At 72.9% G+C, this 11,520-nt stretch carries 12 protein-coding genes and 1 riboswitch; of the genes, 8 read left to right on the top strand and 4 right to left on the bottom strand.

Features of this window, described 5'->3' with window-relative positions:
• Window positions 1-706, bottom strand: a 706-nt coding sequence (gene eccD / locus ACWEVO_RS16325) for a type VII secretion integral membrane protein EccD (RefSeq protein ID WP_452308351.1), incomplete at its 3' end; no start/stop codon positions are given.
• Window positions 707-875: 169 nt separating this feature from the next.
• Here eccD and eccCa point away from each other — a divergent pair.
• From eccCa to ACWEVO_RS16290, 7 genes are all read left to right on the top strand, one after another.
• A complete protein-coding gene (gene eccCa, locus ACWEVO_RS16320; RefSeq protein WP_452308350.1) occupies window positions 876-4,841 on the top strand; it encodes a type VII secretion protein EccCa in 3,966 nt (1,321 codons plus the stop codon).
• 67 nt (window positions 4,842-4,908) lie between these two features.
• Complete coding sequence (locus ACWEVO_RS16315; protein ID WP_452308349.1) at window positions 4,909-5,325, top strand: YbaB/EbfC family nucleoid-associated protein; 417 nt, start codon at window positions 4,909-4,911, stop codon at window positions 5,323-5,325.
• A 17-nt stretch (window positions 5,326-5,342) separates the two neighbouring features.
• The gene (locus tag ACWEVO_RS16310) at window positions 5,343-5,636 is read left to right on the top strand and encodes a hypothetical protein (RefSeq protein ID WP_452308348.1); all 294 of its coding nucleotides are present in this window, start codon (window positions 5,343-5,345) and stop codon (window positions 5,634-5,636) included.
• Window positions 5,633-6,364, top strand: a complete 732-nt coding sequence (locus ACWEVO_RS16305) for a hypothetical protein (RefSeq protein WP_452308347.1) — start codon at window positions 5,633-5,635, stop codon at window positions 6,362-6,364. The genes ACWEVO_RS16310 and ACWEVO_RS16305 overlap by 4 nt, the downstream gene beginning before the upstream one ends.
• An 18-nt stretch (window positions 6,365-6,382) precedes the next feature.
• A complete protein-coding gene (locus tag ACWEVO_RS16300) occupies window positions 6,383-6,649 on the top strand; it encodes a hypothetical protein (protein WP_452308346.1) in 267 nt (88 codons plus the stop codon).
• A 227-nt stretch (window positions 6,650-6,876) separates the two neighbouring features.
• Window positions 6,877-7,185: a WXG100 family type VII secretion target gene (locus ACWEVO_RS16295; protein WP_452308345.1), complete on the top strand. Its 309-nt coding sequence runs from the start codon at window positions 6,877-6,879 to the stop codon at window positions 7,183-7,185.
• A 29-nt stretch (window positions 7,186-7,214) separates the two neighbouring features.
• On the top strand, window positions 7,215-7,496 hold the full coding sequence (locus ACWEVO_RS16290; protein ID WP_452308344.1) for a WXG100 family type VII secretion target: 282 nt from the start codon (window positions 7,215-7,217) through the stop codon (window positions 7,494-7,496).
• A gap of 73 nt (window positions 7,497-7,569) precedes the next feature.
• Here the strand turns inward: ACWEVO_RS16290 and mycP are convergent, their stop codons facing one another.
• Both mycP and ACWEVO_RS16280 read right to left on the bottom strand, forming a co-directional pair.
• On the bottom strand, window positions 7,570-8,808 hold the full coding sequence (mycP, locus tag ACWEVO_RS16285) for a type VII secretion-associated serine protease mycosin (protein WP_452308343.1): 1,239 nt from the start codon (window positions 8,806-8,808) through the stop codon (window positions 7,570-7,572).
• Window positions 8,809-8,864: 56 nt separating this feature from the next.
• A complete protein-coding gene (locus ACWEVO_RS16280; protein ID WP_452308342.1) occupies window positions 8,865-9,191 on the bottom strand; it encodes a helix-turn-helix transcriptional regulator in 327 nt (108 codons plus the stop codon).
• A gap of 184 nt (window positions 9,192-9,375) precedes the next feature.
• Here ACWEVO_RS16280 and ACWEVO_RS16275 point away from each other — a divergent pair, with 184 nt between their 5' ends.
• A complete protein-coding gene (locus ACWEVO_RS16275; protein ID WP_452308341.1) occupies window positions 9,376-10,053 on the top strand; it encodes a carbonic anhydrase in 678 nt (225 codons plus the stop codon).
• Between the two features lie 69 nt (window positions 10,054-10,122).
• On the opposite strand, the gene ACWEVO_RS16270 is transcribed toward ACWEVO_RS16275, so the two are convergent.
• On the bottom strand, window positions 10,123-11,139 hold the full coding sequence (locus tag ACWEVO_RS16270) for a coiled-coil domain-containing protein (RefSeq protein ID WP_452308340.1): 1,017 nt from the start codon (window positions 11,137-11,139) through the stop codon (window positions 10,123-10,125).
• 4 nt (window positions 11,140-11,143) lie between these two features.
• Window positions 11,144-11,274, bottom strand: a riboswitch (cyclic di-AMP (ydaO/yuaA leader).
• Between the last annotated feature and the right edge of the window lie 246 nt (window positions 11,275-11,520).

The raw sequence follows: 11,520 nt of genomic DNA, 5'->3' as shown, positions 1-11,520 counted from the left end.
AGAGCGGCAGCCGGTCGCCGACGGCGAGCGCGGCGACCGCGCCGAAGAGCACCACCGCGGTCGCCGCCATCAGCACGTGCGGGCTGGCCAGATCGCCCAGCTTCCGGTCCCCGGCGAGCACCAGCAGGCCGCCGATCGCCGCGTAGCCGAGGCCGGCCATGGCCAGCACGGCGCCGGTACGGCTGTCGCCGGCTGCCCGGGACAGCACCGCCGCGGTGACCAGCAGGGCGAGGGAGACGACCAGCGCGGCCAGCGCCCCGGGCAGCTGCGGCGGGCCGGCGAAGAGCGCCGCCACCGCGCCGGCCGCCAGGGCCGCCCCGGCGAACAGCACCGCGAACGACCGGGTGGTGCCGACCTGCCAGGTGCCGGGCCGCTGGTTGGTCGCGGTGGCGACCGCATCCACCACGTCGTCGAAGACGATCTCGGGCGCGGCCGAGGCCCGGGGGTTGAAGTAGAGCACCTCGCCGTCCCGGACGCCGAGCTGCGCCGCGGTACGGCCGCCGTCCAGCGGCGGCCCGCCGAGCCGGGACAGGCTCCACCCGCCGTGCCGTACGCCCTCGTCGGCCAGGTCCTCGCCGGCGTACCGCAACAGGGTGGGCAGCAGGTCGGCCAGGGGGACGTCCGACGGCAGCGCCAGATCCATCCTGGTGCGGGGCGCCACGATGGTGATCCGGCTCAGCCCGCCGGTCGCCGTCTTCGTCGCCACTGTGGCCTCCTCGTGCTCGCCTACGATCCACCTCGGCCGGTGGCGCCGCCCCCCATGGGTCCACGACGCCTCCGGGAGATTACCTACGATGGCGGTCGCACAGGTTGCCCACCCGACGCCTCGGGCCGTTGGCAGACCACGATCAGGGCCACTTCTGGGGAGGAGAGCCGTGAGTACGGTGGTGTTCCGCCGGCTTCCGCGTCAACCGGGGCCCGCGCTGCCGCGCGGCGAGGTGCTGCTGGAGTCCCCGCCCGAGCTGCCGGAACCGCAGGCCAAGGGCATGGGTCAGGTGCTGATGATCCTGCCGATGCTCTGCGGTGTCGGCGCCATGGCCTTCCTCTACGCCGGGCGCGGCGGCGGCATGATGACCTACGTCGCCGGCGGCCTGTTCGGGGTGTCGATGCTCGGCATGGCGGTCGGCACGCTGGGCAACGGCGGAAACGACAAGGCCGAGCTGAACGCCCAACGGCGCGACTACATGCGCTACCTGGCCCAGATGCGCAAGCGCACCCGGCGGGCCGCCGAGCAGCAGCGCTCCGCGATGACCTGGCGGCACCCGGAGCCGGACGCGCTCTGGTCGATCGCGGCCTCCCGGCGGCTCTGGGAGCGGCGGATCACCGAGGACGACTTCGGCGAGGCCCGGATCGCGCTGGGCCCGCAGCGGCTGGCCGTGGAGATCGTGCCGCCGGAGACCAAGCCGGTGGAGGACCTGGAGCCGATGAGCGCGATCGCGCTGCGCCGGTTCGTCCGGGCCCACTCCAGCGTGCCGGACCTGCCCACCGCGCTGTCGCTGCGCGCGTTCAGCCGGATCGCGCTGCGCGGCGAGCGGGAGGCGGTGCTCGACCTGGCCCGGGCCGCGGTGGGCCAGCTGGCCACCTTCCACGCCCCGGACGACCTGATCCTCGCGGTGGTGGCCGCCCCCGACCGGCAGCCGGCGTGGGACTGGGTGAAGTGGCTGCCGCACGCCCAGCACCCGGGCCGTACGGACGCGGCGGGCGCCCGCCGGATGGTCTTCGCCAGCCTCGCCGAGGCCGAGCAGGCGCTCGCCAACGAGCTGGGTGGCCGGCCGCGGTTCGCGCCGGAGGCGAAGCCGCTCACCACCGCCCCGCACCTGGTGGTTTTGCTCGACGGCGGCGAGGTCTCGCCGACCTGCGCGCTGATGGGGCCGGGCCTGCTCGGCGCCACCGTCATCGACCTCTCCGGCACGGTCCCGCGCGACGCGGGTCGCTGGCTGCTCTGCCTGGACGCCGGCGACGGCAGCGGGCTGGACCTGGTCCGCGGCACGACCACCTCGCGGCTCGGCCGGCCGGACCGGCTCAGCCTGACGGCGGCCGAGGGCCTGGCCCGGCAGATCGCCCCCTACCGGCTCTCCCAGCAGCAGGGCGCCAGCACGGAGGAGCCGCTGGCCCGCAGCATGGAGCTGCCCGACCTGCTCGGCGTCGGCGATGCCGCGACGGTGGACACCCGGCAGACCTGGCGGCCGCGCAGCCACCGCGACCGGCTGCGCATCCCGCTCGGCGTGGGGCCGGACGGCAACGTGGTGGAGCTGGACTTCAAGGAATCCGCGCACGAGGGCATGGGCCCGCACGGCCTGGTCATCGGCGCCACCGGCTCCGGCAAGAGCGAGCTGCTGCGGACGGTGGTGGCCGCGCTGGCCGTGACCCACTCGTCCGAGGAGCTCAACTTCGTCCTGGTCGACTTCAAGGGTGGCGCCACCTTCGCCTCGCTGGACGCGTTGCCGCACACCAGCGCGGTGATCACCAACCTCTCCGACGAGCTGCCGCTGGTCGACCGGATGCGGGACGCCCTGGCCGGCGAGATGAACCGCCGCCAGGAGGTGCTGCGGGCGGCCGGCAACTACGTCTCCCGGTACGACTACGAGAAGGCCCGGGCGGCCGGTGAGCCGCTGGAGCCGATGCCCAGCCTGCTCATCATCTGCGACGAGTTCAGCGAGCTGCTCGCCGCCAAGCCGGACTTCATCGACCTCTTCGTCATGATCGGTCGGCTCGGCCGGTCGCTCGGTGTGCACCTGCTGCTGGCCTCCCAGCGGCTGGAAGAGGGCAAGCTGCGCGGCCTGGACACCCACCTGTCGTACCGGATCGGTCTGCGGACCTTCTCGGCCGTGGAGAGCCGGATCGTGCTCGGTGTGCCCGACGCGTACGAGCTGCCGAACGCGCCCGGCCACGGCTACCTGAAGACCGACACCGCCACCATGCTCCGCTTCCGGGCGGCGTACGTCTCCGGGCCGTACCGCGCGCCGGGGCAGGTGCAGCGGTCCACCCGGGCGCAGGTGCAGCGGCGCATCGTCCCGTACGGCATCGACTACGTGCCGGTGCCGGCCGCACCGGTCGCGGTGGAGACCGCGCCCGAACCGGAGCAGGCCGGGGACGGCAAGGCCGTGGCGATGCTGGACGTGCTGATCGACCGGCTCAAGGGGCAGGGGCGGGCGGCGCACCAGGTGTGGCTGCCCCCGCTGGCCGACCCGCCGGGCCTGGCCGAGCTGCTGCCGCCGTTGGCGGTGCACCCGACATACGGCCTGACCACCGCCGACTGGCCGGGACGCGGCCGGCTCACCGTGCCGGTCGGCATCGTCGACCGGCCGTACGAGCAGCGGCGCGACCCGATGATGGTGGACCTCTCCGGGGCCGGCGGCAACGTGGTCATCGTCGGCGCCTCGCTGAGCGGCAAGAGCACCATGCTGCGCTCGATGCTCGCCTCGCTGGCGCTCACCCACACCCCGCGCGAGGTGCAGTTCTTCTGCCTCGACTTCGGCGGTGGCGCGCTGCGCAGCCTGGAGGGCCTGCCGCACACCTCCGGGGTGGCCGGGCGGCGGGACATCGAGGCGGTCCGGCGGACCGTCGCCGAGGTGGTCGCGATCATCGACGAGCGGGAGCTGCGCTTCACCCAGCACGGCATCGACTCGGTGGCCAGCTACCGTCGGCGCCGGGCGGCCGGGGAGTTCGCCGACGACCCGTTCGGCGACATCTTCCTGGTCGTGGACGGCTGGAACACGCTGCGCCAGGAGTACGAGGAGCTGGAGCAGACCATCACCAACCTCGCCAACCGTGGCCTCGGTTTCGGCGTACACGTGGTGGTGACCGCCGTGCGGTGGGCGGAGATCCGGATCAACATGCGCGACCTGCTCGGCACGAAGCTGGAGCTGCGGCTCGGCGACCCGGCGGAGTCGGAGATCGACCGCCGGGCGGCGCAGAACGTGCCGGTCGGCTCGCCCGGCCGCGGTCTCACCCGTGACAAGCTGCACTTCCTCACCGGGATCTCGCGGATCGACGGCAAGCGCGACGTCGAGGACCTGACCGAGGCGTCCGTCGCGCTGGCCAAGCACGTGGCGGCCAACTGGCCGGGCCGCCCGGCGCCGAAGGTCCGGCTGCTGCCGCGCAAGCTGCCGGTGGCCGAGCTGGCGAAGGTGGTCGACCGCTCGGCCCCGGGCATCCCGATCGGCGTGAACGAGTCGGCGCTCGCCCCGGTCTACCTGGACCTGGCGAGCGAGCCGCACCTGACGGTGTTCGGCGACGCGGAGTGCGGCAAGACGAACCTGCTGCGGCTGATTGCCCGGGGCATCGCCGAGCGGTACACCCCGGCCCAGGCGCGGCTGGTCATCGCCGACTACCGGCGCGGCCTGCTCGGCGCGGTGGAGGGCGACCACCTGCTCGACTACGCGCCGTCCAACCAGGTGTTCAGCCAGGGCCTCGGCTCGATCCGCAGCGCCCTGCAGAACCGGCTGCCCGGCCCGGACGTGACCACGGCGCAGCTGCGCGACCGGAGCTGGTGGAAGGGGCCGGACCTCTACATCCTGGTCGACGACTACGACCTGGTCGCCTCGGGTGGGAACAATCCGCTCAGCGCGCTGCAGGAGCTGCTGCCGCAGGCCCGGGACATCGGCCTGCACCTGATCATCACGCGGCGGGTCGGCGGCCTGGCCCGGGCGCTCTACGAGCCGGTGCTGCAACGCCTGCGCGAGCTGGACTCGCCGGGCCTGCTGATGTCCGGCAGCCGGGAGGAGGGCGCGGTCTTCGGCAACCTGCGGCCGAGCCCGCAGCCGCCTGGCCGGGGCACCCTGGTCCGCCGCCGGGACGGGCAGCAGCTGATCCAGACCGCGTGGACGGAGCCCGCCTGAGGGACCAACGGACGTCGATCGCTTCGGGTAGCGTGCCTACGACCGTCACCTGTGCTGGGAGGACCGAGTGACCATCCCGTCGAGTGGCCGCCCGGGCGGCGGCCTGGAGGGCCTGCTCCGCCAGGCGCAGGAGCAGCAGCGGCGGCTGGCCGAGGTCCAGCGGCAGCGGGCCGAGCTGCGGGTGCCGGGCGAGAGCCCGGACGGCCTGGTCCGGGTGACGGTGGACGGCGAGATGAAGATCGGCGACATCGCGCTCAACCCCCGCGCGATGCGGCTGGACAGCCAGACCCTGGCCGAGGCGATCCAGGCGGCGGTCGACGCGGCGTACGCGGGCCTCGCCGAGCGGCAGCGGGACCTGCTGGGCGACCTGCTCGGCGGCGCCGACCTGGTGGACCGGGCTCAGGCGGGCACGCTGACCCCGGAGGACTGGTTCCGCCGGTTCGGGGTGGACGTCGGGGACCCGCTGCGCGGGTTGCGCCGCTGAGCACGGAGAGGAGAACCGTGGCGAACACGGTCGACGTCGACGCCATCCGCACGGCGGCCCGCAGGCTGGACTCCCCGGACGGGCCGATCCAGTACCTGCGCAACGTCCAGTCGCTGCTGGAGCAGGTGACCCTGTCGCCGGGGGCGCTGAGCCTCTTCGGCCACGGGACGGTGGCCGCGCACAACGCCGCGGTCGACGGCCACCTGGACAACGTCCGGACCGGCGCCGCGCACCTGCACCGGGCCGCGGAGCAGTTGGAGCGGAGCGCGCGCAACTGGGAGAAGTCTGATCAGCCCTGGGTGATCAGGTGACTGGCGGCGAGATCCTGATCGCGAACGCCTCCGGCGCGGTCACCGGTACGCACACCGTTGCCGCGGCCACGACCCCGGTCCGCACCGCGCTCGCGGCCGCCCGGGCCAACTGGATGTGGCTGGTGGCGGCGGGTGCGCTGATCGTCGCGATCGGCACCCTGGAGACCTTCGACGACAGCGAGGTCAACCGGTCCATCAAGGCGTGGGACGACGCGGCCCGGCTGCTCGGCGCCGACCAGTTCGGCCGGGCGTTGGCGGAGGTCGTGCCGCCCGCCGACCGGTGGGACTTCGACGACCGGGACGCGTTCGACGTCTTCCTGCGCAAGCTGGCGGCGGAGGTCGACTCGCTGGCGGAGGCGTTCGTCGCCAACCGGGACACGCTGACGGCGGCGCGGGACGCGTACCACGATGCCGTCTCCGGGTTGGCCGAGGCGCTGATGCCGATCCTGGTCGCGGTGATCGCCTCGGTGGCGTTCCAGATGTTCCCGGCGACCGCGCCGATCGCCGAGGCGATCGGCGTTGCCGGTCTGACCGCCACGGTCGCCATCCTCGCCACCGTGTTCGGCGACATCGGGGCGCTGCTGCACACCGTGGCGGCCGGCTTCCAGGGCAACAACCGGTACGCCTTCGTGGCGGACTCGCGGCCGGGTTGGGCGCCGACCGGCACCGACCCCGACATCAAGGACATCGCCCTGGACTGGGTGAAGGACGACTCGTTCTACCGGTGACGCGAGGGGAGAGCCGCGATGGGCCCGGACTACTGGCTGTTTCTCTACTTCCTGGTCACGATTCCGGTCTTCCTCGGGCTCGCCCTGGTCGCCCAGCTGGGCCGCTCGGCGCGGGCCCGCCGGGGCGCCGAGGTGGTGGTCCTCACCGGGGCCGGCGCGCTCCTGGTCGTGGTCGCCCGGCGGGCGGTCGAGCGGCCGGTGCTCTGGGCCGCCGTGGTGTTGCTGCTGGTCGTCCTGCTGTTCGGTCTGGTGATGCACGTGCGGTCCTATCGACGGCCGTCGTGAGGAGGGGGACCCTGTGGCGGGTGTCCGTCCATCTCGTACTGTCGTCGGTGCGATCCGTTGCGGCTCTTGACGTGCGGCGTCGGTCCAGCTCCGAAGGCAGGGCTGCGCGGGTTGGACGTCGTCCGCTACGGTTCGGTTGAAGTGTCCGTCGGTGGGGTGTGTACGCCTTGCCGCGGGGGAGGGGCGCGGCGGATCCGCCGCCACGAAGATGACGGAAGGGTGTGAGCATGGCGTTCGAGGTCAGTGCAGCGACTCTGCACACCGCCGCGAGTGACGTGCGGTCCACGCGCAGCGACGTCGACGGTGAGCTCAAGAAGCTGTGGAACGTCGTCGACGACCTGGCGATGGCCTGGAAGGGACAGGCGTCCACGGGTTTCCAGTCGCTCATGCAGCGCTGGAACGAGGACACGGTCAAGCTGCTGACGGCGATGGACAACATCGCCGACCTGCTCGACAAGTCGGGCACGACGCACCAGGTCAACGACGAAGAGCAGCAGCAGATGCTGGACAAGTTCCACTCTGCTCTCAACCCGTGATCCGCGTAGACAGGCAGAGGAGGAACTAGATGAGCATCAAGGTTGACTACGCCGTCCTCGAGAGCAGCAACCAGCAGATGCAGGCCATCTCGCGGACCATCGACGAGAAGCTGGACACGCTGCGGTCGATGCTGACCAAGCTCGAGTGGGAGGGCCAGGACCGGGTCGCCTACGAGCAGCACCAGGCGCAGTGGGACGCCGCCGTCCGGGACATCAACAAGGTCCTGAACGACATCGGCCAGGCCGTCGGCATCGCCCGTGAGAACTACATGACGACCGAGATGAGCAACTCCAAGGTCTGGGGCAACTGACCCGACCCTCGGTTTCCTGCGGCCCCGCTCGGCGTTGTCCGAGCGGGGCCGTGGTGCATTCCGGGCCCAGCGGTCAGGCGTCCAGCGGGGTGGGGCGGCGCCCGGGGCGCCAGCCGCGGCGGCGGCCCAGGACGAGGATCGGCCGGAGGGCCAGCAGGACGCCGGCGAGCACCGCGCCGACGACGGCCACCCAGATCGCCACGGTGCGCTGCCAGGCCAGCGGGTCGGCGGGCGGCTCGGGCTTCGGCATGGCGCCGAGGGGCGGGTTGGCCCGGCTGCCCAGCAGGCTGGTCACCGCCCGGTACGGGTCGACCATCCCGTACCCGACCTCGGCGTTGTGCCCGTCGGGCGGGTTGTCGGCGGTCCGGGTCAGCCGGTACCGGATCTGGTCGGGGGTGAGCGTCGGGTGCGCGGCCCGGACCAGGGCGACCACCCCGGAGACGTACGCGGCGGCGAAGCTGGTGCCGCCCTGCGGCTCGTACAGGTAGCCCGATCCGCCGGGGGCGGGGCCGGCGATGTTCAGTCCGGGCGCGGCGATGTCCACATAGTCCCCGGTGACCGAGCTGCCGACGTGCTCGCCCTTGTCGTCGAGGCCGGCGACCGCGATCACCCCGTCGTACGCGGCCGGGTACGCCTTCTGGTCCTGCTGGTTCTCCTGCCGGTTGCCGGCGGCGGCCACCAGGACCACGTTTCTGCTGAGCGCGTAGTCGACGGCGTCCTTGAGTTCCCTGGTGTCCAGCGTGACGAGGGACAGGTTGATCACATCGGCCTCGTGGTCGACCGCATACCGGATCGCCTTCCCGATCTCGGCGGGGATCGACTCGTCGAAGGTGCGCTGGTTGTCGGCCAGCACTCGGATCGGCAGGATCCTCGCCCCGGGGGCCACCCCGCTGTACGGCACGCCGGTGCCCTCCCGGCCGGCGATGATGCCGGCGACCAGGGTGCCGTGACCGACCAGATCGCACTGCCCCTGGAAGCTGGCCAGGTGGTTAACGTCGGTGCCCGGCAGCACCTTGCCGCGCAGCAGGGGATGGCGGGCCGAGACGCCCGAGTCGATGACCGCCACGGTGATCCCGCCGCCCCGGGTGACGCGCCAGGCCGCCTGCGGGGCGAGCCGGTCCAGCGCCCAGTCCGGCTGGGTCGGTGCCGGGTTGCCGGCCGGGCCGCACTTCGGCGCTGCCGCCGCGGCCGGGGCGGGCGCCACCAGGACGGTGCCGAGCAGCGCCGCGACCGCTCCACTGAGGATGGTCCGGAACCGGTGCCCGGTACCGGCGTTCACCGTCGTCCCGTCCGATCGCAAGCTGTCGCGCACGCGGCTGAGACTACCGTCGCCGCGCTGTTCGTGCGGTGACGGGAGCAGGGGCGGGGTCAGCCCTCCGCGGGCTCGCTGGTGAAGAGCGCCAGCAGGGCGCCGACCTGCTGGTCGGCCTCGGCCGGGTGGCGGAAGTGGCCGCTCGGGTTGATCGTGTACTCGTTGCGCCGGCCCACCCGGGTGCGCCGCAGGTACCCGCCGGCCTCCAGGTCCGCCACGATCGCCTGGGCGGCCCGTTCAGTCACCCCGACCTCGTCGGCCACGTCCCGCAGCCGGGCGGTGGGGTTGCGCGCGATCGCCAGCAGCACGTGCCCGTGGTTGGTGAGGAAGGTCCAGTTCCGGGGGCTCCCGTTCCCGCCCGCTGTCGTCGCCATGGTGGCCATCGTATGGCCCGCCGCGCCGCCGGCCCGTCCTGGTCCGGCCCCGAACCGGCCGTCATCGGGTGTGGCTCAACACACGAAATGCGCTTCGCGTAAACCTTGACCCGCGTTCTGCTGCGTGTGACGGTGGTCGGCGAGGCCGCCTCCGCCGCCGGCCGGGTCGACCAGGTCATGGGAGGGCAGTGCATTGACGCCGACCACTCCGGAACAGGCACTCGCGGAGCTGTACGCCGGTAACCGCCGGTTCGTCACCGGTGCCCCCCGCCATCCCAATCAGGACGCCGGCCACCGGACCGCCGTCGCCGACGGACAGCACCCGTTCGCGGTGATCGTCGGCTGCTCCGACTCCCGGCTCGCCGCCGAGATCATCTTTGACCGGGGCCTCGGCGACCTCTTCGTGGTCCGCACCGCCGGGCACACCGTCGGACCCGAGGTGCTCGGCAGCGTCGAGTACGCGGTCACCGTCCTCGGCACGCCCCTGATCGTGGTGCTCGGGCACGACTCCTGCGGTGCGGTGCAGGCCGCCCGCGAGTCGGTGCGTACCGGCACTTCCCCGGCCGGGCACCTCGGCGCGCTGGTGGACGCCGTCGCCCCCAGCCTGCTGCGGGCCGGCCGGGAGGGCGTGGAGGACGTCGACGGCATCGTCGACATCCACATCGCGCAGACCGTCGAGGCCATGCTGGCCCGCTCCGCCGTACTCGCCGAGCAGGTGTCCGCCGGGCGGTGCGGGGTGGTCGGCATGTCGTACCGGCTCAGCGCGGGCGAGGTGCGGACGGTGGCCGAGGTGCCGGCCCGCACGCCGAAGCCGGCGGTACCCGGCCCGGCCGCCGCCACCGACCCGGCACCCACCGCCGTCGCCGGCTGAACCGAGACCGGAAACGCCACCGGGGCCGTCCCGCGAGGTGCGGGACGGCCCCGGTCGACGTACGGGGTCCTACAGCAGCGACATGTGGACGTGGTCGGTGTGGTTCGACGGCCCGCTGTACGACTTCCAACCGGTTGCCGGGAACCAGATCTGCCGGTTCCAGATCACGTAGTAGATGCCGAGCCGGTCGGCGTTGCGGATGAGGAAGGCGGCGACGTTGTTGCCGTACATCCGCGTGTCGTTGTTGTGCCAGGGGGAGAAGCCGCTCTTCTGCAGCGACCAGTCGCAGGCCCGGCCCTTCGGGTGCTCCCAGGGGCCGCCGGAGCGGTAGCACCCCACGAAGCGGTTGAACCCGGCCCGCTTGACCTCCTTGTACGCGTGCAGCGTGCGCGGGGTGATGCAGCCGGAGGTGGTCGGGTCGTTCTCGCTGCACGACTCCGGCTTCCAGTCGCCGTCGGCCGTCCGGCCGGGGCCCATCCGGGCCACCGGGGAGGTGGCCGAGACCAGGCCGCCGGTGAATCCGAGGCCGCCGACCAGCTTCAGCGCCTTCTCCGTCTCGGCCTTCTCGCGGGCCATCACGTTGGCGTACTTCTGCTGCTCGCGCACCTCGGCGTCGAGCGCGAGCTTGGCCTGCTCGGCGCGGTTCTTCGCCGCGTTGACCTCGGCGAGCTTCTGCGCGTTGACCATGTTCAGCTCGTCCAGCGCGGCGGCGCGGCGGACGAACGAGTCGGGCGTGTTGCTCTCCAGCAGCATGGTCATCGCACCCAGCCGGCCGGTCCGGTAGGACTGCGCTGCGATCGCGGTGACCTGCGGGCTCAGCGCGTCCAGTTGCTGCTGCGCCGCGCGGACCTCGAGGGCCAGCTGGAGCTGGCGCTTCTTGGACTTCTCCAGCTTGGTCTTGGCCTGGAGGTAGTTCTTGTTCGCCTGGGCGATCGCGTCGGTGATGAGGAGGTCGCCGTCCTCCTCGTGCTCCGCGGGCGCGGGGTTGGTCGGCGCGGCCACCGCCGGGGCGGCCCCGGCGAGAACGACGCACGCGGCGAACACGGCCACCACGGGTGTCAACCAGCGGCGCAGGGGTGCCGTCACAGTCTTCCCTTCCGTCGACCGCCGACCGGGTTAGCTGCCGGGTTCGGGACGGAAGCGGCCCCTACCGCTGGTGCGGATTCACCCCAGGTACCTGGTTCCCCGGCTCGCCCGTGGGCGATTGGGCGGTGGCACCGCTGGCGCCGCTGCGCGCCTTCGGCGGTGACCGGCAGCGAGGTTACCTGAGAGTGCGGGCGGGGATCTACGTCCGGAAGCCGACCAGAAGCCCTATTTCGCCGTTGCCCTGCGTGACCAGCGTCGCGTTTGGAAATCGCCGTCACGCTGCGCAGTGTCACCATGCCGCCTCCGTGTTTCGCGCCGGGCCGCGCGGCTCGGCGAGTGCCGCGAGCGCGTCGTCCCGGTCGACCGGCGGGCGCGGCGGGC

It is taken from the genome of Micromonospora sp. NPDC003776 (assembly GCF_053605645.1).
This window is presented reverse-complemented; position numbering and strand designations above follow the sequence as displayed.

Bases quoted from the DNA above. Each gene is read 5' to 3' on its own strand.
- ACWEVO_RS16300 (WP_452308346.1), top strand. From the start codon at position 6,383: ATGGGCCCGGACTACTGGCTGTTTCTCTACTTCCTGGTCACGATTCCG.
- ACWEVO_RS16295 (WP_452308345.1), top strand. From the start codon at position 6,877: ATGGCGTTCGAGGTCAGTGCAGCGACTCTGCACACCGCCGCGAGTGAC.
- ACWEVO_RS16290 (WP_452308344.1), top strand. From the start codon at position 7,215: ATGAGCATCAAGGTTGACTACGCCGTCCTCGAGAGCAGCAACCAGCAG.
- ACWEVO_RS16280 (WP_452308342.1), bottom strand. From the start codon at position 9,191: ATGGCCACCATGGCGACGACAGCGGGCGGGAACGGGAGCCCCCGGAAC.